The organism is Labrys sp. HAY1-8F (genome assembly GCF_056754975.1).
The window spans coordinates 1,694,455-1,715,504 of record NZ_JBPGWZ010000001.1; the positions used below are offsets into that span (position 1 = coordinate 1,694,455).

The 21,050-nt window shown below is 60.8% G+C and carries 19 protein-coding genes; 11 read left to right on the forward strand and 8 right to left on the reverse strand.

Annotation, left to right across the window (positions count from 1 at the left end; translation table 11 throughout):
- Positions 1–17: 17 nt before the first annotated feature.
- Together ACR9ZN_RS07825 and ACR9ZN_RS07830 are read left to right on the forward strand one after the other, a co-directional pair.
- Positions 18–761 carry a glutathione S-transferase family protein gene (locus ACR9ZN_RS07825; protein ID WP_481271835.1) on the forward strand — a complete coding sequence of 248 codons (744 nt, stop codon included), beginning with the start codon at positions 18–20 and terminating at the stop codon, positions 759–761.
- Positions 754–1,191 (forward strand): acyl-CoA thioesterase, encoded by a 438-nt coding sequence (locus tag ACR9ZN_RS07830; protein WP_454816920.1) that lies wholly within the window; start codon positions 754–756, stop codon positions 1,189–1,191. Before ACR9ZN_RS07825 ends, ACR9ZN_RS07830 begins: the two co-directional genes overlap by 8 nt.
- Positions 1,192–1,241: 50 nt before the next feature.
- On the opposite strand, the gene ACR9ZN_RS07835 is transcribed toward ACR9ZN_RS07830, so the two are convergent.
- The 5 genes from ACR9ZN_RS07835 to ACR9ZN_RS07855 all read right to left on the reverse strand — a co-directional run bounded on the left by ACR9ZN_RS07835 (position 1,242) and on the right by ACR9ZN_RS07855 (position 7,996).
- Entirely contained in the window at positions 1,242–2,336 is a 1,095-nt protein-coding gene (locus tag ACR9ZN_RS07835; protein ID WP_454816918.1) for an RHE_PE00001 family protein, read from the reverse strand.
- Positions 2,337–2,700: 364 nt separating this feature from the next.
- Complete coding sequence (gene repC, locus ACR9ZN_RS07840; RefSeq protein WP_481271836.1) at positions 2,701–3,927, reverse strand: plasmid replication protein RepC; 1,227 nt, start codon at positions 3,925–3,927, stop codon at positions 2,701–2,703.
- 154 nt (positions 3,928–4,081) lie between these two features.
- Positions 4,082–5,074: a plasmid partitioning protein RepB gene (repB, locus tag ACR9ZN_RS07845; RefSeq protein WP_454816914.1), complete on the reverse strand. Its 993-nt coding sequence runs from the start codon at positions 5,072–5,074 to the stop codon at positions 4,082–4,084.
- Positions 5,075–5,153: 79 nt separating this feature from the next.
- Entirely contained in the window at positions 5,154–6,365 is a 1,212-nt protein-coding gene (gene repA / locus ACR9ZN_RS07850) for a plasmid partitioning protein RepA (RefSeq protein WP_434959945.1), read from the reverse strand.
- Between the two features lie 821 nt (positions 6,366–7,186).
- Positions 7,187–7,996: an alpha/beta fold hydrolase gene (locus tag ACR9ZN_RS07855; protein ID WP_454819248.1), complete on the reverse strand. Its 810-nt coding sequence runs from the start codon at positions 7,994–7,996 to the stop codon at positions 7,187–7,189.
- An 80-nt stretch (positions 7,997–8,076) separates the two neighbouring features.
- Here ACR9ZN_RS07855 and ACR9ZN_RS07860 point away from each other — a divergent pair, with 80 nt between their 5' ends.
- Entirely contained in the window at positions 8,077–8,685 is a 609-nt protein-coding gene (locus tag ACR9ZN_RS07860) for a CGNR zinc finger domain-containing protein (protein ID WP_481271837.1), read from the forward strand.
- Positions 8,686–8,867: 182 nt separating this feature from the next.
- Here ACR9ZN_RS07860 and ACR9ZN_RS07865 read toward each other — a convergent pair whose 3' ends face one another.
- From ACR9ZN_RS07865 to ACR9ZN_RS07875, 3 genes are all read right to left on the reverse strand, one after another.
- Complete coding sequence (locus ACR9ZN_RS07865; RefSeq protein ID WP_441771586.1) at positions 8,868–10,142, reverse strand: porin; 1,275 nt, start codon at positions 10,140–10,142, stop codon at positions 8,868–8,870.
- Between the two features lie 606 nt (positions 10,143–10,748).
- Complete coding sequence (locus tag ACR9ZN_RS07870; RefSeq protein WP_434959941.1) at positions 10,749–11,012, reverse strand: hypothetical protein; 264 nt, start codon at positions 11,010–11,012, stop codon at positions 10,749–10,751.
- Between the two features lie 105 nt (positions 11,013–11,117).
- On the reverse strand, positions 11,118–11,894 hold the full coding sequence (locus tag ACR9ZN_RS07875) for a LuxR C-terminal-related transcriptional regulator (protein ID WP_481271838.1): 777 nt from the start codon (positions 11,892–11,894) through the stop codon (positions 11,118–11,120).
- Positions 11,895–12,344: 450 nt separating this feature from the next.
- Here ACR9ZN_RS07875 and ACR9ZN_RS07880 point away from each other — a divergent pair, with 450 nt between their 5' ends.
- From ACR9ZN_RS07880 to ACR9ZN_RS07915, 8 genes are all read left to right on the forward strand, one after another.
- Positions 12,345–13,097, forward strand: a complete 753-nt coding sequence (locus ACR9ZN_RS07880) for a DUF899 family protein (RefSeq protein ID WP_481271839.1) — start codon at positions 12,345–12,347, stop codon at positions 13,095–13,097.
- 227 nt (positions 13,098–13,324) lie between these two features.
- The gene (locus ACR9ZN_RS07885) at positions 13,325–14,515 is read left to right on the forward strand and encodes an aminotransferase class V-fold PLP-dependent enzyme (protein WP_481271840.1); all 1,191 of its coding nucleotides are present in this window, start codon (positions 13,325–13,327) and stop codon (positions 14,513–14,515) included.
- A 215-nt stretch (positions 14,516–14,730) separates the two neighbouring features.
- Entirely contained in the window at positions 14,731–15,696 is a 966-nt protein-coding gene (locus ACR9ZN_RS07890; RefSeq protein WP_441771583.1) for an HpcH/HpaI aldolase/citrate lyase family protein, read from the forward strand.
- A gap of 13 nt (positions 15,697–15,709) precedes the next feature.
- Entirely contained in the window at positions 15,710–16,894 is a 1,185-nt protein-coding gene (locus ACR9ZN_RS07895) for a malate--CoA ligase subunit beta (protein ID WP_434959936.1), read from the forward strand.
- Positions 16,895–16,906: 12 nt separating this feature from the next.
- Positions 16,907–17,803, forward strand: a complete 897-nt coding sequence (gene sucD, locus ACR9ZN_RS07900) for a succinate--CoA ligase subunit alpha (RefSeq protein ID WP_434959935.1) — start codon at positions 16,907–16,909, stop codon at positions 17,801–17,803.
- 292 nt (positions 17,804–18,095) lie between these two features.
- Positions 18,096–19,067, forward strand: coding sequence for a 2-hydroxyacid dehydrogenase (locus ACR9ZN_RS07905; protein ID WP_454819234.1), 972 nt, complete (start codon positions 18,096–18,098; stop codon positions 19,065–19,067).
- A 220-nt stretch (positions 19,068–19,287) separates the two neighbouring features.
- Positions 19,288–20,454, forward strand: a complete 1,167-nt coding sequence (locus ACR9ZN_RS07910; RefSeq protein ID WP_481271841.1) for an aminotransferase class V-fold PLP-dependent enzyme — start codon at positions 19,288–19,290, stop codon at positions 20,452–20,454.
- A 66-nt stretch (positions 20,455–20,520) separates the two neighbouring features.
- A complete protein-coding gene (locus ACR9ZN_RS07915; protein ID WP_434959932.1) occupies positions 20,521–20,973 on the forward strand; it encodes a cupin domain-containing protein in 453 nt (150 codons plus the stop codon).
- Positions 20,974–21,050 lie beyond the last annotated feature (77 nt).

A 21,050-nucleotide genomic window follows, 5' to 3' on the forward strand; every position in this document is an offset into this window, starting at 1 on the left:
TGTGCATGGGAGATGGCATGAACGAGCCAAGACCTGCCAACGAACCAAGACTCATTCTCTACGAACTCGCCGGATCCGACCCGCAGCTTCGCTTCAGCCCGCATTGCTGGAAGATCCGCATGGCCCTGGCCCATAAGGGTCTTCAGGCCGACCGGCGGCCATGGCGTTTCACCGACAAGGAGGCCATTGCCTTTTCTGGTCAGGGGCTGGTGCCCGTCCTCATCGACGGCGCCCATGTCGTCTCCGATTCCTGGCGTATTGCACTTCACCTCGAAGAGCGCTTTGCCAACAGCCCTGCCCTCTTCGGCGCGCCGCAAGCAGCTGCCGTGACGCGTTTCGTCAATAGCTGGGCCGATACGGCCTTGCTGCCCGCTGTCTCCCGCCTGATCCTGCTCGACATCTACAATGTCCTCGACCAGAAAGACCGGGATTATTTCCGCGCGACCCGGGAACAGCGGTTCGGAAAGACCTTGGAGCAGGTCGTCCAGGACCAGCAGGTCCATCTCGAACGGCTGCGTCACACGCTCACACCCCTGCGCCATTTACTAGGCGGACAGGCCTATCTCGGGGGCAAGCAGCCCAATTACGCTGACTATTGCGTCTTCGGCATGTTCATGTGGGCCCGCTGCACCAGTGCTATCGAGTTCCTGGCGGCTGACGATACGATCTACGCCTGGCGCGAGCGCCTGCTCCACCTCTTCGACGGCCTCGCGCGCCAGGCTCCTCACCACAAGGCCAATCCGGAGTTGCCCAATGCCTGACCTGCCAGTTCCGGCGGACTACGACTTCATGACCACAGACAAGCTGCGCTATGGTGATACGGACCGGCAGGCCCATGTGAACAATGCGGTCTTTGCCACCTTCCTGGAAACAGGCCGGGTCGAGCTTCTTCATGATCTTGCCTCCCCCGTGGCGGACGCCGAAAGCTCCTTCGTGCTGGCCCGTGTCGTCATCGACTTCCGGGCCGAGGTGCTGTGGCCCGGTACGGTGGAAATCGGAACGAAGGTCAGCACTATCGGCCGCAGTTCGATCACGCTCGATCAGGCGGTGTTCCAGAATGGGGTCTGTGTCGCTCAGGGACAAAGTGTCGTGGTGCTCATCGATAACAGTACCCGTCGCTCGCGCCCTCTTTCTGAAGATGCCGTCAAACGCCTGCAGGACCTGGGTACTCCTCGGTCTCGATCGTTGTAGGGAACCCAGGCACTTTGCGGTTGCAGCCGATAAATGGCTGCTGACCACGCCTAGATGATTGCCCAGGCCCGATAGCGCCCTCGTCCGGTGATCTCTCGCACGCCCAGTTCCGCGATGAGATCCTGGGCCGCTCGTGGCGTGATATCGAGCCGCTTGGCAATGAGCTGTGCCGAGGCGAGCGGGGTTGTCAGCATCAGCTCGATCAAGGCCGGCAATTTCGAGGTGGAGCGGCGGCCGGCCAAATGGCGTTCGAGCTGGTGCCGAGCCAGGATCCAGCGGTCGTGATCCTTCAGTCCTTGTTCAGCGGCGGCCGCAATGGCTTCAATGAATGTCAGGAGGCGCGGCCCGGTGCCACGAGCAAATCGGGTCTCGCGCGGTAAAGCGCGCAATCCCACGCACAGGCAGGGCAGATGAGCGCGAGCCTTGTCCCGGGCCCGAAGGATTGCCGCCGCCAACACGCGCCCCAGCCAAGCCGCGGACTGCAAGGGTTCGATGTTCTCCCAGGCGATGATCGCCGCCGCCGCGGCCAGTACCGGCGGCAGATTGTCCAGGCGCTGGATATCGTCGCGCCATTCCTCGAGGCGGGCTTCCTCGTTCCAGTCGGCATCATCGATGTCCGGTTTGCGATTGGAGGGCGATGCGGCCTCTCCGGCCAGCACTGCCGCTGATCGAGAGACGATGGCATCGATTGCGGCGAGCTCGGCGGCCCAGGCCTGGTCTGCTGCCGATTCATCGGGCTCGACGAACGCAGGGTCCCTTTCCCGATGCTTTTGGTCGCGGGGTTCCCAAGAAGTGGGGGCCGATCCGCTTTGGGTGGGCAACTCCCTGCCTAAAAGACCCGCCAGCCCTTCCTGCGTGAGAGCCCAATCGGCAGGTGCGGAAGCAATGCGTCGTCGGGCCCGTAACACGGTGTGGGCACGCGTCAGCTCATGGGTCGGCGTGCGAGCGTCCATCGCCGCGTCATGCAGTACGAGGTCCTCGAGATGAACCAGTTCGCCATCGAGCCACAGGCTGCCGGCCGCGTCATAGAAGTGGGTGCGCGCGATCCAGCCTTCCCGGATGGAGCTGGTGCGTAACCTTTCATCAAGCCGTGCGAGCCTGTCCTCAGCGATCGTGAGCGGGACCGCGATTTCGCTCCAGGGCAACTTGTCGAGCTCTATACCAGCTATTTTCAAAGGCCTGATAACCCTAATGAAAAATCAAATAACGGAACCTAACACAGCTCTAGCCTCCGCCACATCGGGAAGCGTAATTTTCAGCCTTCGTCACTCAAGGGGCGTCGATTCCAACCTTGCCGATATTTAACACCATCCGGCCTTGAACCGAGAGTTGCCCTTCTCCATATCCGAATAGTCGGGAACGCGTCCCCAATCTTCCCCGGTGGGTCGATGGGTTCCCGGGGTTTCCTCCCAAGAGAAACTTCTTGGATGCCTATCCAAGCAACGGCCGGTTTTCCGGCCGTTTTTTTTGGAGTGGACATCGCAGTCCCGTTGAGATTTTGGCACCCATTTAGGCCCCTGGCTTTTGTGGTTCACGTGTGTGGATTTGCGCCATCAGGATGGGCCCGAGCGATAATTGTCCGGCTTCGGCCTTGCGAGTGAGGCTGCGCAAATAGCCACCGGCTGAGTTGATGTTGGCGGCTCTCTGCACAATGCAGGCGATGATGACGGCGGCCTGTGCCTCGCCCATCACGGTTTGCGCCTCCTCCCAGGCGCTCGGACTGATACGCAGGATGGAGCGGGCCAGGGTTGTGGCGCTGAGGAAATCACGCCAATTGGCGATACCGTTGCGGGTATAGTCGAGGATGCCGGGACAGGCTTGCAGGACAGTACCGAGCGTGTAGCTGCTACCGAGCGCTGCGGTGCGGCTTGCAGGTGTCGGTTCCGCATCGAGCCTAGCTGGGGTTACCGGTTCAGAATCAAGAAGGGATTCTGGATTTGATTTCTGTATGTGGCGCTCATTGCTGGACTCAATGGTGCTCACTTGTGCAGTTTTGATCTGTAATTCCAATCGGTTGAGGATGTCGTCGGCGAGCGTGGAGAGCTGGTCTGCCAGCATTTCGAGCTGTTCGAGCGTGGCGCGCCGCGGCATGCCTTCGATGAGATCGCGATATAGGGCGTGCAGGTCGAGCCAGATTTGGCTCTGCTCTTCCGCTGGGTTCTCCGCCATGAGTTCGCGCTGTGCAACGGCAATCATCTTGGAGATGTCGCGCCGGCAGATGGTAATGCGTTCGCGTGCGAGTTTGAGGGATCGGGCGGCGTCCTCCACCTGTGTGGCGAGCCGAATGAACTCGTCGGCGCGGGCAAGCAGCGGGGCGAGGTCGAAGCCATAGGCGAGTTCGATGCTGCCACCGCGGCCTCGGCGGGCATAGCGTTTGCCGTTGGGGCTGTCGCGCCGGATGATCAGGCCGGCTTCGACGAGGATGGCGAGATGGCGCCTCAGCGTCGAGGCTGGCATGCCGTGCGCACGGCGGCTGAGCTGTTCGTTGGAAGGAAAGACGATGATGGCCTCACCCGAGAGCGTGGTTTCGGGATGGAAGGTCAGCAGCGCATTGAGCACGGCCAGTGCGCGCTCGGAGATACCGAGACGCGCCCGTGCCGTGCACAGTGCCTGGTAGATTTCCCACTTCGGAAATGCGCGCGTTGTAGGGCGCGTCTTGGCGATCGCCTGGCTTGCAATCTGGGCAAGCGACAGCGTTCGCCGCCCAAAGGGCGACGTTGCACGATGAATCTGCACTCTCTTTCACCTTATCCAGGCAAAAGAAATCCGCTCGTCGAAGTACGACGCCTGAAACGCTTGACAGTGATTCGCGGAAATGAGATTCTCTGTTTGCTTACGACAGAAAAGGCTTCCGCGCGGCGACGCTCGGGGGCTTTTTTCTTTTGCGGGGTTAATCTCCTGCTTGGTTGCGTTGTTTCGCTTCCCTGAAGGCTTCGTAAAGCGCCTCCAGATTCGACGAAAGGTAGTGGCCGAACTCGCCCGCATCCTTCGATTTGAGCGATAGGCTGAAAGCCTTGCCGGTGTTTCGGTAGCTGGCTGCCACGCGTTTGTCCTGCGGGGACCAATTGCCGACCGATTGTGGTGTCGGTGCTGATCGGGCCGGCTTGCGTGCATGCTGAAGATGCGTCAGCAGCCGGTTGAAACGGGCAGGCGTATCGAGATGGCGAAAGTCCTCGGAAGCGAGAAGCTCTTCGGCCTGGCTGGCGGCACCAGGCCGAAGAAGGAGCTTCTTGAGATCTTCCCAGCGATCGCGGCCGATCGTCTTGGCGGCCCCGATTGCTTCGATAACTGACGAAGGCACGATTTCGGCCACGGATAGCATGCGCGACAGCAGCGTATCGTCGACGGTAAGGGCCGATTTGACCGTGTCCTTGCTTTGCCCCATGGCCAGCAGCCTGGCGGCGAACAACGCCTTCTCGATGAAGGACAAATCGGCTCTGCGGGTGTTTTCCTGACCCTGCGCGATGATATGGGCGATTTCCTCGACATTCTTGACCACAGCACGCACGCTGATGCCGAGTTCCCGCGCTGCGCGCGCCCGCCGATGGCCAAAGACGATCATATAGCGTCCGTCGCTGTCCGGATGGGGGCGGACAAGGATGGGCTGAAGCTGCCCCTCCTTGTCGATTCCCTGGCGGAACAGGGCGAACTCCTCTTCATCATCCTCGATGCGATCGGAGACGAAGGAGGCGTCGAGAAGATGGGGATCGAGCGCCACGATGGTTTCGCCGGCGGTGAGGCGCTTGGCGCTCTCGGCCAGTTCCTCGATCGACAGCATCATGGAGCGCGATGCGCCGCGTGTAGCGTAGTCGGAACGCGTTTCATGCGCCGTTCGATCCGCAGCGGGGCCGGTAATGCTCGCTAGAAGATTCTTGCGTGCCAAAGCGCCCTCCCCTTCTTTCGCTCAACATATTGAAAATATGCGATTTTTTGCCGATCTGCACGGCTGTCAAAAATCAGGTTCATCGCCGACCCCATGCCTTGTGGACCAGAGTGGTGATCTCCTCATTCACGGCATTGAGAGCCTCGATCGCACGGTCATAGGTCGATCGGATGAATTGGGAGCGGTCGACCTCGTACAAGGTTTGATTGGTGATGCCGGCATCCGAAATCGCCGTGGATTTCAGCATCGGACTTTTCAGCATCTGTAGGGGAAACAGGGCCTGCATGAAGCCGACCATCTGGGTCTGCGGCCCGTCTATGGGTTCGAAACGCGTAACCAGATACCGGAACCATTGCAGGCGCACTTCCGCCCCCGCCTTGCTGATCGAGCGCAGTACGCCGCCCAGCATCAACAGGAACTGGCTCATCGACATGACGTCGAGCATCTGGGGGTGAATGGTGATCAGCACCGAGGTCGATGCCGTCAGCGCCGTCAAGGTAAGATAACCGAGCTGTGGCGGACAATCGATCACGACGACGTCGTAGCGGTCCTCTACCTCCTTCAGCGCGTTGGTGATGCGCGTGAAGAACAGGCGCCCGTCCGGTGAAGCACGGTTTGAGGCGGCAAGCGGCGTGTCGTACTCGTACTCCTGCAGCTCCAGATTGGCCGGCACGATGTCGAGGCCGGGGAAATTGGTCGGTCGGATTACCTGTGTGATCGGCTTCCTCTGGTCATCGTAACGAAGAGCCTCATAGAGCGAGAGGTTCTTGTCGAGCTCGGGCTGGATGCCATGCAGGGCCGAAAGCGATGCCTGCGGATCGAGGTCGATAGCCAGCACCCGGTGCCCGGTGAGAGCCAGGTGCTGGGCGAGGTGGGCGGCTGTGGTGGTCTTGCCGCTGCCGCCCTTGAAGTTTACCACGGAGATGATCTGAAGCTTTTCGCCGGCCCGGCGATGGGGGACATACTTCTTGAAGTCCGCGCGGCCATGCCGGTCGAGATATTGCCGCAATTCCAGCATCTGCTCGGCCGTATAGCTGCGCCGGCCGGAGCTGGAAGTGGTCGGGATCGGGCCCTTGCCTTCTAGATGCAGCTTCTTGACGTTGGATTGGGTAACGCCGAGGAAATAGGCGACCTCCGCCAGCGAAAAGGAGCGCAGGCTCTTCATCGCATTTGGCGGATAGTGTTCGACCCGAAGCATGTTGAGCTTGTCCGAGATCAATTCCCCCTGCTGGAGAATGGTCTCGTGAAAGCTGAACGCCTCCAGGTCCTGGTTAGAAATCGACATGTTCATCGACTACGATTCTCGGAATAACGCTTTTTCGCGTGAAACAACATTTCAAGCGGGAATTATGCCCGATTCTCGCGCAGCGGCAATGAATTTTAGGTTAATGAAAGGTTAACGCCGAAATAGTGTCTCGAATCACTTTCGGCATCGCCCGTTTTGATTCTAACTTTTTGTATTATCGCTTGTTTTTCGCGGTTTGCACGGCTGTCAAAACGAGGGCTGGGCCGGGGAAGAAAAATAAAAGATTTGCGCCACTGCCTATTGACGGGAATCGAAGTCTGACTCCTAGGGATTCTATCCTCTCCGAGGCAAATATCTCGAAATGAGTGGGCGCCTTGTGCTTGCCTCAGCCAAAGTCGTTTTGCCGAGGGGCTTTCGACCGCGGGAACTATGATTCCACGATCTGCAGCAAGCACGACCATCGATCGATTGCAGGCGACAAGGTTCGCTCGCGAACTCTCTTTTCTGAGACGCGAGGGAGTGGGCGGGGCAGGGCAGGCCCATAGCTGCAATGCCAATCTCGGACCGGAGGTTGGAAGGGAGGCGTCCAGGACCCTCTGTCGAGTAAGGTACGCCCCGCTGAAAGGGCCCGGCTGGTCGATCGCCGATGGTCGCAATATGCAGGCGAGCTTGGCAGCCCGAGCATGTATGGCTGCAGAAGCGTCGGCTTGGCTCTCGGAAAATGCAGAGAGGGAGCTGCAGAGAAGGGTATCGATGCTGGATGTTCCGGGGACAGGCTGATTCCGTCGCCTCCAGACATCCAGCCATGCGTTACAGTTTCCGCCCTCCTTCAAGTCCTCGCTTCGGCCAGGGGGCGGCAACTTTGCTCAAGGGCGATCGTCCAGGACCGCAGCGATGATGGCCTCCGGCGCGTCCTCCTGAACGAGATGGCCGGCCCGGGGCACGGGGATGAGGGTGCCACCCGTCAGGCGGTCAGCGAGCTTGCGTCCCTGGGCGATGGGAATCCAGGCGTCATCCTCTCCCCACAGGATACGCGTGGGAAAATCCGGATGCCGATAATGCGTCTCGACTTCCTCGATATAGCGTTGGCTCATCTGCGCGATCTGGCGATAGAAGGCGCTTTGGCCGATGTCGCCTAGCCAGGGGTCCCGATAGACCGACAGCACTTCCTCGCTGAGTGGCCGTGCGACGGCGTTGCCGATATAGGCCGAGAGGAGGGCGTGGTGGGCATAGGCCGGCAGCCCTGCAAAGGCGGCTTCATAGCGGCCGACATGCATGACGAAGGGAGATCCTTGCGGAGCGATCGCGACGGGATTGATCAGGGTCAGATCGGAATAGGCGACGCCGTCGATAAAATGGGCACGCAGCGCGGTGGCGCCGCCGAAATCATGCGCAAGCATCTGGGGCCGCTCGAGGCCCCACTCGCGCAGCATGGCACCGAGAAGGCGGTTCTGCATGCCGAGCGAGACATCCTTGTCAGGCATATCGGATTGGCCGTAGCCGAGCAGGTCATAGAAAAATACGCGCCGCTTCCTCGCGAGCCAGGGCGCGATACGGCGCCAGACCTGCGAGGAAAAGGGCGTGCCGTGCACCATCACCAGCGGTGGCCCATCACCCAGCATGTCCCAGGCGATCTGATTGCCTTCGAAGCTGAAACGGTTCGCGAGTTCGAGCATGGTGTCCTCCGAATAACCATTTTTTATATTATTATAGGTTACGCTGGATTTTTCAGGGCGCAACCCCTAAACTGCAATTAATGGTTATTTCTGAGTCTCAGAGCCGATATGCCGAAGGGTGGAGCGAGGCCGATTATGTCGGCGGCCACCCTGCGCTCGATTTCATCAACACCGTCGCCGACACCGGCAAGACCCGCCTGAGCGACAAGATCGGCAACTGGGATGCCGTGCGGAAGTGGGCTGGTGGGGCAGGCCTGTTGTCGAGGCCGGAACTTGCTGCTTTTTTCCAGGACGCGTCGCTCGACGATGATGACGAACTGGCCAGGCTGCATCGGTTCCGGGAGCAGGCTTATGAAGCGGTACTCGGCCTTGTCGGTCAGACGGATACCGGTTCCCAGAGCGTGATCGATTTGGAGCGTTCGATCCGCGATGCCATGGGGCGAGGCGCTTTTTCAGGGGAGGGGCGGCAATTTCGCTGGCAGCCGGACGCCCGCAGCCCTCAGCGCTGGCTGGATGCCGTCGCCTTACGCTTCGAGGAGTTCTTGCGCAGTGAGGACGTCACGCGCCTGCGCCAATGCACTCGCTGCACCTGGTTCTTCGTCGATCGCGGGCGGGGTGCCGGCCGGCGCTGGTGCGACATGCGCACTTGTGGCAATCGCGCCAAGGCCGAAGCCTTTCGCTGCCGATGACAAGAACTTTATCTATGATAATTAGCCAGCTATTCTATACTGCTGAAGTTATACCAACGTTGGATTCGTGGGGTGGTGATCTGATCGGCGAGTTTTTTCTCTGCGAGGCGATTTCGGCGGTGCCTATCAAAAAAAGGCCCGGACGAAGCCGGGCCTCTTCATCGTTGACTGAAGATAAAGCTTTAGAACACGCGCTTCAAACGAATGCCCACCTGCCAGACATTGTAGTCCTTCACAGGAGCTGTATTCGTTCCGGTTGAAACTCCCGACCAATTGTCGAATTTTCCATGAGTGTAGGCAACCTCGGCGGCTGCCGTCAGACCCTTGACGATCGTGTAAGTGAGGTTACCGGCGAGGGTGTATTCCTTCAGGGAAGATGATGCATCCGTCGTAAGCAGATCATCATACTTGGTGTCAATATACGCTCCAACCAGATTGGCATTCAGGACAGGCGTGATATTGCCACCAAGTTCAGCGGTGACGGACCAGCCCTTGCCAGAACGGATATTGGCATTGGAGTTCAAGAAGTAATCACTGTTGGCATACCAGGTGTTACCTGCGCCGAGATAATCCAGGGCACCGTCGGCATACTGACCTTCAACAATGAAATGACCACCGTCAATGAACGGGAGCTTGATCAAAGCCGTTCCACCGGCTGCCCAGCCATATTTGCTCTTATTTGGCGAGGCAATCGGAGCGCCGGTCGTATCAAAAAGCTGAGCCGAACGGAATTGATGGCCGGCTGCCTGAACAGCCAGAGAGCCCCAGTTCTGATCCCAGCGCAACTGGCCGACAACGTCCGGAACCTGCTGGCCGCCTTGTGCCGCATAATAGGTGTTGGTTGTGGCAAAGCCGTTTACACGATGGTCGCGACCATCTTCGATCGACAGTGTGGCGCTGAAGCCGCCGCCGAACTGGGCGGTGTAGGCAAGTAAGTTGACGGTGTTGACTTCGGTGTAATAGGGCGCCCAGATCGTATCGCCGTATTCGTTGTCGTAGAAGCCGAAGAAGGAATGGGCATAGCCGGCCGTCAAGCCACCAAATTGGATGAAGGCTTTGTCGATTGTGAAGGTGTTGCCGTTATACCCACCGCTTGCCCGGCCCTGCTTCGAGATGGGGTGCGAGTCAGCGTCGATCTGGAAATAGGAACGCAGCATACCCCAATCGGTCTGGGTGCGGGCGTCGAACCAGATACGCGCCTCGGTGTTGAAGGCCGACCGATTATCGTTGCGGCTGAAATTTTTGCCGCCGAAGGCACGATAGTCGGCGCGGATCTCGCCGCCGATCTTCAGGCAGGTGTCGGTGCCGGGGATATAGAAGAAGCCCGGGCCGAAGGCCGTGCAGACCTTCACATATTCGACGGCCTCGCCCTTGGTCATGGGCAGATCGGCGGCTTGGGCGGCGCCGATGACAGCGATGCCGGCGATGGTTCCTAGAAGCAGAGATTTGGTCGTCATGCGACTCCCCCGTTGAGGTTGTTACCGGGAGTGAGCTTGCGACACTTCCTGAGTCACCGCAAAAGGAATCCAAGCCATATGGTAGTTGATGTAGCCTTTTTGGATGTTTGTGTAACAAAAAGGCCACAATTTAATCAGTGTTCGAGTGAGAAACTAAGAAGATATCTTTAAAATTACAACCAAAACTTAGAAATTAAACTGCAAAAAACGACCTCTGGTTGTGTTATAGTCAAAGATAATTACACGCGATATCTATCCAATTGCGAATCAATACAACCTCGTGCTTGTGGTGCCACGCCGAGTGATTCCCTAATATCGTCTTGGGTTCGCGAGACCCTGAGCTATTGGAGCCCGGCCGGGAATTGACCTCCCCGGTCGGGTTTCGCTTTGGGCGAGGAATTCAGGGGCCAGGCGGAGCGCAACAGAGCCAGGGGCGCTGAGCCAATGTTCCTGCTACCGGTTACAGGAGGCGAGTCCCCTTGTTATCGGCGACAAATGCAACGCATGACTTGTCGGTGCATGAAGGAGGTCCGGGACAGAAGTCTCAGGCCGATCCCCGGTGCGCCCGTCGCCAATGTGCTTGTGGGAGCTGCCGCGTCCTTCGCTCTATCGCGAGGCAGGCGGCCATTGCCGCCCGATGGCTGCCAGGCCGGAGATCAGAGCGTCGAGATTCTTGCCTCCGCCGGCGATCTTCTGATCGGATTTGTAACAGGTGTATTCGACCCGCTCGTCTTCGAAGACGTCGATCTCCAGGCGGTTTTCCTCGATCGTCACCGTCAGGGTGACGGAATCAGAACCCAGACGATCCATCATGAACCAGAGCCGATGCCGCTCCAGTGTTCGCAGCAATGAATAGAGCTTGTGGGGCATGGGCGCTTCCGGTCTGTGTGGCAGGCGGTTGATCGCTGGGGCAGACTCGCTGCGTCCGGCTTTCCATCCCGGGCAATGGCGAATGAAAAGTACGGGATGAGCCGGCTAGCGAGCTTGATCGACGGTCGCAGGCGCTTCCATGAACGCATGGGGCCGAGCAGGTGGGAACTGGAGATCATTCGTTCTCGCCACGACTTCGGCGCGGCTGCGCGCCTTCAGCCTGCGCAGGATGTTGCGGACGTGTACTCTCACGGTGAATTCGCTCATCTGCAGCTCGTGGGCGATGTCCTTGTTGGACGAGCCCTTGCGCAATTCGTGGATGATTTCGAGTTGCCTCGGCGTCACTAGAGCCTGCCAAGATTGCTCCTGCACCTCAGGATCACGTGTACCGGCTTTCCTTCGACCCGCTTCCAGAAGAGGAGTGAACAATCCCCCTCGACGGACGAGGCGGACGGCAAAGATGACGTTGTCGATCGTCGATTCGGAGGGGACGACACCCTTTGCGCCCTGCTTGAGAAGAGCGATCAGCATGGCCTGGGTGGTGACGTCGGCGAGCACGAGAATGCGGGCTGCAGGTGCCGTCTCCAGTATTGCTCCGATGTCTCGGCCGATCGCGGTGATGCTGAGTGGATGCTCCGAGGCAATCAAGAGAATATCGGTGGCACGAACGGCAGCTGCCGCCCAGGCCTCGACATCCTTGAAGCCTTCCGCCGCAAGGGCTGTTTCCGACCCCTCGAGGCAGCGCATCAGAGCCGTGCGGTTGAGGCCGCAGCCGCCGATGAGGTCGATGGAGAGCGGAGGTATGTTGGTGTGTGTTCGAACATCTGCTCGTCCGGTGATACCATATGAATAGAAGGTGCGTTCAGCCTGCAGGGCTTGCAAGCAACGTCCTTCATCCACGCGAACCCCGATTAGAATCTCTGTCGGCGATAAGGTCATGCGGGCCTTGAAACCATCCTGGTGCTTCTTCCGGCAAATCAGTCCGAAAGTGCGGCTCGCCCCCAAGCCAATTCATCTCAGTCGAGGATTGAGCTCCCTCCACCGTGTCACGAAATCTATACCGACTTTTTTTACTGATTGTTTCTGTCGGTACTATACGTTGGTATTATACCGGTCTGCGAGATCTGGGCTCCTGGGTACTCGCAATGGTCGAGTGCTGCCTTCATCGGGCCGATCTTCCACTCGGCTCGTTCCAGGGATGCGTGCTGACACATCAGGTGCGGATCGTGGACAGGCTAGGGTATCGAAATCCCGTCACACTTGTAACTCGCGGCGTTTCGAAATCCGGCGCTAGCCTTGTCGCCATCGACGCAATCAGCGAAGGCGAGAACGATGATCAACGACAGCACCGAGGATCGGCTCGGAGCCCCCGAAATAGTCGATCGCGATATATTCCAGGCAAAGCTGGAGGCGTCGCGGGTCCGGGAAAAGGCCCATACCAGGGAGGGGGACGCCATTGCCGCTGCCCGCCGACGGCTGCCCATGGTCAAGATGGATGGTGCACTCCCTCTCATCGGCGACCAGAGGACAGTGACCTTGCTGGATGCCTTCGAGGGGCGCCGCATGCTCATCGCCTATTACTTCATGTGGCATACCGGCCACCCCGCGCCGGAGCAATGCGAAGGCTGTACCTGGGTCACATCGCAAATCCGCGAACTGTCCTATGTGCATTCGCGCGATGTCACTTATGCCACTTTCTGCCAGGCCCCCTATGCAGAAAGCGCCAGTTACCGGGACTTCATGGGCTGGCAAATGCCCTGGTATTCGCCGCCTCGCGCCTCGCTCGATGCGCTTCTGGTCGGACGCCGGCTAGGCCTGATGTATATCGGCTGTTATCTGCGGCAGGGATCGGATGTCTTCGAGACCTATTGGACGACGTGGCGAGGCGTCGAGGCGATGGACAACAATTACCGGCTGCTCGACCTGACTGTCTACGGGCGGCAGGAGGCATGGGAGGATTCGCCGGCCGGATGGCCGCGCCGCCTCGAAGGGGTTGAAAGGGTACGTGTCGATGGACGCCCTACGGCCCAATGGTCCCGTCTCAAGGCCGGCTATTCAGACGATCTGGGATCCGCAGGGCACTGAGGCGCGCCCTCTCGCTGGTTTGGCAGAACCCCCTTGGGGCGGTTCGGGTAGGATTCCGCCTATCCTATGGGGCGCCCGAGGCTCTGAAAGTGTAGGGGGCGTCCAACGCCCTCAGGCTCATGAATTTATCCCGACAGGTGTTGTGGGCAGGACCCCCCTCAACCGATCATCACCCTCGAAAGCAATCGGCAGGCTCAGGACCCGCCGCACATTTCGGGAGGATTTAGATGGCCGGCTTCACCCAGCTTTTCGTTCCAGGACCGACCAATGTCCCGGAAATCGTCCGCCAGGCGATGAACATGCCGATGGAGGACATGCGCGCCCCGGATTACCCGGCCTTCACTCGCGGCCTGTTCACCGACCTGATGAAGGTGTTCCGCAACGAGACCGGCCGCGTCTTCATTTTCCCCTCTTCAGGCACGGGTGCCTGGGAATCGGCGATTACCAACACGCTGAGCCCCGGTGACCGCGTGTTGATGTCGCGCTTCGGCCAGTTCTCGCATCTGTGGGTGGATATGGCCGAACGCTTCGGGCTCGACGTCGACGTGGTCGATGTCGAATGGGGCACGGGCTGTCCGGTGGAGATCTATGCCGAGCGGCTTCTCCAGGACAAGGAACACCGTATCAAGGCTGTTTTCATCACCCACAATGAAACCGCCACCGGCGTGACCAGCGATGTCGCCGGCGTGCGCGCCGCGCTTAACGCCGCCAGGCATCCAGCCCTGCTCTTTGTCGACGGCGTCTCCTCGATAGGCTCGATCGATTTTCGCCAGGAGGAATGGGGCGTCGATTGTGCCGTCTCGGGTTCGCAGAAGGGCTTCATGCTGCCGCCTGGCCTCGGCTTCCTGTCGGTCAGCCAGAAGGCGCTCGCAGCGGCCAAGGCAGCCGGGCACAAGCGTTGCTATTTCTCTTTCGAGGACCAGATCCGCGCCAATGACACCGGCTATTTCCCCTACACGCCGGCCGTGCAGCTGCTGCGCGGGCTTCGCGCCGCTCTCGATCTTCTCCAGGAGGAAGGCCTCGACAATGTCTTCGAGCGTCATAACCGACTGGCCACCGGCGTGCGCAAGGCGGTAGAGGCCTGGGGGCTGAAGCTCTGCGCCAAGGAAGCCAAATGGAACTCCGATACGGTGAGCGCGGTGCTGGTGCCCGAAGGGATCGACAGTGCCGAGATCGTGCGGCGGGCTCATTATGGCTACCAGACTTCCCTGGGCGTCGGCCTCAACAAGGTTGCCGGCAAAGTGTTTCGGATCGGGCATCTCGGCTGGGTCAACGACGTGATGATGTGCGGTGCGATCTCGGCGGCCGAAATGGCATTGCGCGATTGCGGCGTGAAGGTCCAGCCCGGTTCCGGTGTCGGCGCGGCCCTCGAGCATTATCGCCTGTCGGCTCAGCCCAGCCTGGCCAAGGCGGCCTGAGGCCCAACCTTACCCTCCTCTTGATGGGGAGGGTCGACACGCAGTCTCGGGGTGGGGTGACCCTTTCGCAGGAATTGGTCGCTCCTCTCGTCAGGACCTGAGTTCGTTCACCCCACCCCGGCCTTTCAGGCCGACCCCAGACCATTCCAAGAGGAACGGTCGACCCCATCGAGGGGAGGGTAAAGGGGCCGCCGCCATCCCAAGGGACACCCATCATGAGCCATACCATCCATCACCTGCGAAAACTGCGCCTGCAGCGCAGCGAACTCGCGGTACCGGGTTCCAATCCGGAGATGATCCGCAAGGCCGCCGATGGCGGGGCGGACTATATCTTCCTCGATATCGAGGACGCAGTTGCACCGCCCGATAAGGAACGGGCGCGCAAGAATATCATCGAGGCGCTCAACGAGATCGACTGGCGCGCGCGCGGCAAGACCATCTCGGTACGCATCAACGGGCTCGATACCCATTACATGTATCGCGACGTCGTCGACGTGATGGAGCAGGCGGGCGACCGGCTCGACACCATCCTGGTGCCCAAGGTCGGCGTGCCCGCCGATCTCTACATGGTCGAGGCCATGGTCAATCAGATCGAGACGGCCAAGGGCTTCAAGACCCGTGTTGGTCTGGAGGGCTTGATCGAAACGGCGCTCGGCATGGCCAATGTCGAGGCGATCGCCGCTTATGGCGGAAGGCTCGAGGCACTGCATTTCGGGGTGGCCGACTATGCTGCGAGCTGCAAGGCGCGAACGGTCTCGATCGGTGGCCTCAACCCGGATTACCCCGGTGACCAGTGGCATGCGGCCCTGTCGCGCATGACGGTGGCCTGCCGCGCCTATGGCCTGCGCGCCATCGATGGTCCGTTCGGCGATTTCTCCGATCCGGAAGCCTATGTCGCGGCGGCCAGGCGCGCTGCAGCACTCGGCATCGAGGGCAAGTGGGCGATCCACCCCACGCAAATCGCGCTCGCCAATGAGGTGTTCTCGCCGCCCGAAAAGGAAGTGAACCGTGCCCGCCGTATCATCGAGATGCTCCGGGAGGCCGAGGAGCAGGGCAAGGGTGCCGCTGCGCTCGACGGCAAGATGATCGATGCCGCGTCCGAACGCATGGCCCGCAATGTCCTGGTCATGCACGAGGCCATCCAACAGTCGACCCAGCCGCGCGCCGGCCTGCCCAACTGACGAGGTTACCGACATGGATATCCATGAATACCAGGCCAAGGAACTGCTCTCGCGCTACTCGGTGCAGATCCCGCGCGGCGGACTTGCCTACAGCCCGGAGCAGGCGACCTATCGCGCCAGCGAGATCGGCGGCGACAAATGGGTGGTCAAGGCCCAGATCCATTCCGGCGCCCGCGGCAAGGCCGGCGGCATCCGCATCTGCAAGTCCGACACGGAGGTGTCTGATGCTGCCGAGGCCATGCTCGGCCGCAAGCTGGTCACCCACCAGACCGGCCCGAAGGGCAAGCTCGTCTCGCGTCTCTATGTCGAGGAAACCGTCGACATCCGCCAGGAACTCTATCTGGGCATCGTGCTCGACCGCAAATCCGAGCGCGTGATGATCGTGGCCTCCGCCTCCGGCGGTATGGAGATCGAGGAAATCGCTGAAAAGCAGCCTGACTCCATCATCCGCGCCATCGTCGACCCTGGGGCGGGCATGCAGCAGTTTCAAGCCCGCGAGATCGCCTTCGGCCTCGGGCTGGAGAACAATTTGATCGGCAAGGCGGTGGATACGCTGCTCGGCTGCTATCGCGTTTTCCGCGACTACGACGCTTCCATGCTGGAGATCAACCCGCTGGTCGTCACCCGCGACGGGCATCTGATCGCCCTCGATGCCAAGATGTCCTTCGACGAGAACGCTTTGTTCCGCCGCGCCGAGATTTCGGAACTGCGCGACAAGTCGCAGGAAGACCCGCGCGAGACCTTCGCCTCCGACCGCGGCCTGTCCTATGTCGGGCTCGACGGCAATATCGGCTGCATCATCAATGGTGCGGGCTTGGCCATGGCGACCATGGACATGATCAAGATCGCCGGCGGCGAGCCGGCGAACTTCCTCGACATCGGCGGCGGCGCTTCGCCCGAGCGTGTCGCCAAGGCGTTCCGCGCCGTGCTTGCCGACAAGAATGTCGAGACCATCCTGGTCAACATCTTCGCCGGCATCAACCGCTGCGACTGGGTGGCCGAGGGTGTGGTGAAGGCGATGCGCGAGGTCGGCGTGAACGTGCCTTTGGTGGTGCGCCTCGCCGGTACCAATGTCGAAGAGGGGCGGCGCATCCTCGCCGAGTCCGGCGAGAAGGTGATCGTGGCCGACACCCTGGCGGAAGCGGCCGAAAAATCGGTCGAGGCGATGCAGGCCTTTTCCAAATCCAAGAAGCATTGAGGGGGAAGCGAAATGGCAGTTCTGTTGAACCGCAAAACGCGTGTCATCGTCCAAGGCTTGACCGGCAAGATCGGCTCCTTCCACGCCCAGGACATGAAGCGCTACGGCACCAATGTCGTCGGCGGCGTCACCCCCGGCAAGGGTGGGCAGGACCATCACGGCATTCCGGTGTTCAACACGGTCAAGGGCGCCGTGCGGGAGACGGGCGCGGAGGCCTCGATCGTGTTCGTGCCGCCGCCCTTTGCGGCTGATTCCATCATGGAAGCCGCCGATGCCGGCCTGAAGTTCTGCGTCTGCATCACCGACGGCATTCCCTCCCAGGACATGATGCGGGTGAAGCGCTATATGCGCCGCTTCCGCTATGAGGACCGCATGCGTCTGATCGGCCCGAACTGTGCCGGCGTGATCACGCCCGGCCAGGCACTGATGGGCATTATGCCCGGCAATATCTATCTGCCGGGTCGCGTAGGCATCGTCGGCCGCTCGGGCACGCTCGGCTACGAGGCGGCCTCGCAGATGAAGGCGCTGGGCATCGGCGTTTCCACCAGCGTGGGCATTGGCGGCGATCCCATCAACGGTTCGTCCTTCAAGGATATCCTGAAGTTGTTCGAGGAAGATCCGGATACCGACGCCGTGGTGATGATCGGCGAGATCGGCGGACCGCAGGAAGCGGAAGCCGCCGAATGGGCCAAGCATCATATGCGCAAGCCGCTGATCGCCTATATCGCTGGCCTGTCGGCGCCCAAGGGCAAGCGCATGGGCCATGCCGGCGCCATCATCTCCGCCTTCGGCGAGTCGGCCCAGGAAAAGGTCGAGATCCTGCGCGAGGCCGGTGTCGCGATCGTGCCGACGCCGGCAGCCTTTGGACCAGTCGTGGCAAGCGTGCTGGAGAACAGGAAAGCGGCCTGAACAGGTTCCAGAGCGCTTTGCGATGAGGCGCGATCGCCAAGAATCGCAAAGGCGCGTCGGAACGAGAAGCTGGAGCAAGCAAGCGGTCAGACATGAACGCGCTTTGCTCCTGGGGACGCGTGGCCGTGGCCATCTCGGCGACCGCGCGTGCCTCGGTGCCATCTTGTTTCGATTGCGGGCCGCTTCGAGGCCGTCATGGCGAGCAGGGTGAGGCCTGTTTATACTTTGCTGGCTTATTAATTGCTCTGCGCCACCCATCCTCGTCGAATCGAGGGTGTCGTAAGGGGGAAGCGTGATGAAACCTCGGATACTCGTGACGCGGCGTTGGCCCGCCTCGGTCGAACGGATTCTGGCCGATAGGTTCGACACGACGTTCAATCGGGACGACACGCCGCTGAGCCCATTGCAATTGAGCGATGCGCTTGGCCAGTTCGATGCCGTGCTGCCCACGGTCAGCGACAGGCTGCCCGCTTCGGTCTTTCCCGAGGCGGACGTGCGCACCAGGCTTCTGGCCAATTTCGGAGTCGGCTTCAGCCATATCGACATCGACGCGGCGCGTGCCCGCGGCGTGACCGTGACCAATACGCCGGGCGTGCTCACCGACTGCACCGCCGACATCGCCCTGAGCCTGCTGCTCGCCGTGGCGCGCCGGGCCGGGGAGGGGGAGCGCCAATTGCGCGCCGGCCAATGGACGGGCTGGTGCCCTACCCACATGATCGGCGCCAAGGTGAGCGGCAAGACGATCGGCATCATCGGTATGGGCCGGATCGGCAAGGCAGCGGCCAGGCGCGCCCATTTTGGTTTCGACATGAAGGTCGTCTTCTACAACCGCTCGAAAGTCGACGACGAAGCTGTCAGCGCCATGGGCGCACGGCAACTGGCAAGCGTCGAGGAGGTGCTGGCCGAGGCGGATTTCGTCTCCCTGCATTGCCCCGGCGGCGCCGAGAACCGGCATCTCATCAATGCGGCCCGGTTGCGGGCGATGAAGCCGAGCGCCTTCCTGATCAACACCGCGCGCGGCGACGTTGTTGACCAGCAGGCCCTGGTCGACGCGCTCGAAAGCGGGACGATCGCGGGCGCGGGCCTCGACGTCTATGACGGCGAACCGGCCGTTCCTGCCGCGCTGATGCGCCTGGAAAATGTAGTTCTGCTGCCGCATCTGGGCAGCGCCACGGAGGAAACCCGGGTCGCGATGGGCATGCGGGCAGTCGACAATCTCACCGCCTTTTTCGATGGCAGGGCGGTACCCGACAAGGTTGCCTGAAGCAGGGAGTTTTAGGAAAAGCGCGGCCTGCGGTTTGACGAACGGCATTGGTATTCCCGGCTCCCGCGAGCCGGGAATTTTCGTTTTGGCCTGATTGATCGCAGCAAGCGATCGATGTCCCCGAAGAACCGCCGATTCCTTCGTTCGAGCATGCTTGGCGGCTGGCCCAATTGCTGTAGTGTCTCGCCATCCGGATGCACATTGCGCCAAAAGGAAATGGATGATGACTGCCCTGCTGCCGACCGTGGACCCCGATGGTCTCCTCGAATATTCGGTCGTGTTCACCGATCGCGCGCTCAACCACATGTCGCAGGTCTTCCAGGGTGTGATGCGGGACATTTCGCAAACATTGCGCCGGGTCTACAACACGGAAGAAGGTGGGGGCGTGGCCCTGGTGCCCGGTGGTGGCACCTATGCGATGGAGGCGGTCGCGCGCCAGCTCGCCCACGGCAAGAAGGTGCTGGTCATCCGCAATGGCTGGTTCTCCTATCGCTGGACGCAGATATTCGATATGGGCGCCATCCCTGCCGAGAGCATCGTGCTGAAGGCGCGGCAGACGCAATCGGAATCTGGGGCACGCCAGCAACCCTTCCAGCCTGTGCCGATCGAGGAGGCCGTGGCCGTCATCGAGGCCGAGCGTCCGAATCTCGTCTTCGCGCCGCATGTGGAAACCGCCTCCGGCATCATGCTTCCCGACGGGTACATGAAGGCAATTGCTGACGCGGCTCACAAGGTCGGGGCGCTTTTTGTCCTCGATTGCATCGCTTCTGGCTGTGTCTGGGTCGACATGAAAGCGGTCGGCGTCGACGTGCTGATCTCAGCGCCGCAGAAAGGCTGGAGCGCTTCTCCCTGCAGCGGCATCGTCATGCTGAGCGAAGCCGCCAAAGCCGAGGTGAAGGCCAGCACCAGCTCTTCCTTCGCCTGCGACCTCAAGAAGTGGCTCGAGATCATGGAAGCCTATGAGAAGGGTGGCCATGCCTACCATGCCACCTTGCCGACCGATGCTCTGCGCGGCTTCCGCGACACTGTGCTGGAAACCGAGGCGAGAGGCTTCGAAAAGGTGAAGGCGGCCCAGCTCGAACTCGGCGCTCGGGTGCGGCAGCTCTTCGCCCAACGCGGTTTTGCCAGTGTTGCCGCGTCGGGTTTCGGGGCACCTGGCGTCGTCGTCTGCTACACCGACGATCCTGGCATCAAGTCCGGTGCCAAGTTCGTTGCCGTCGGCGTGCAGGCGGCAGCCGGGGTACCGCTGATGTGCGATGAGCCCGTTGACTTCCAGACCTTCCGTATCGGCCTTTTCGGCCTCGACAAGCTCGCTGATATCGACCGCACGGTGGGCAATCTCGAACGGGCTCTGGGCGAGGTCGTGGGCACGGCGAACGTGCGGTAGTTGCAAAGCCGAGCAGCGCCAGCTTTTCCTGCAAACAATGAGTCCAACAAGAGGGGAGGGATCGTCATGACGATGGAATTGGATGGCGGCATCACGCCGCACGGCGAGGGGTATGAGCAGGTCGAATGGAACATTCTTGGCCAGCGATATTTTCCGAAGGCCGATTGCGGGTCGGCCTTCGCCTTCGAGACGAATTCCGAACCCGGCCAATTCGTACCGGTCCATGTCCACCCGACACAGGAGGAATTCATCTTTCTGCTGGAAGGCCAGCTGGAGCTGAAACTCGACGGAAAATGGCTGACGGCGAAACCCGGCGACCTGGTGCGCCTGCCCCGCGGCATCCCGCATGGCTATTTCAACAAGTCGGACCAGCCCGCTCGAGCGCTTTTCTGGGTGTCTCCTGCCGGCAGGCTGCGTGACCTGTTCAAGACTTTGCACAATATGTCCGATGTCGAAGCGGTCATACGCGCTTCCGCTGAACACGACGTCGACTTCCTGCCTCCAGAGGCCAACGACTGAGCGTTGGCCATTCCGGAAAGCGGGAGCGGGGTGTCGCAAGTGCCTGCTGCCCGGGTGCGGGCCTGAAAGCGAGAGAG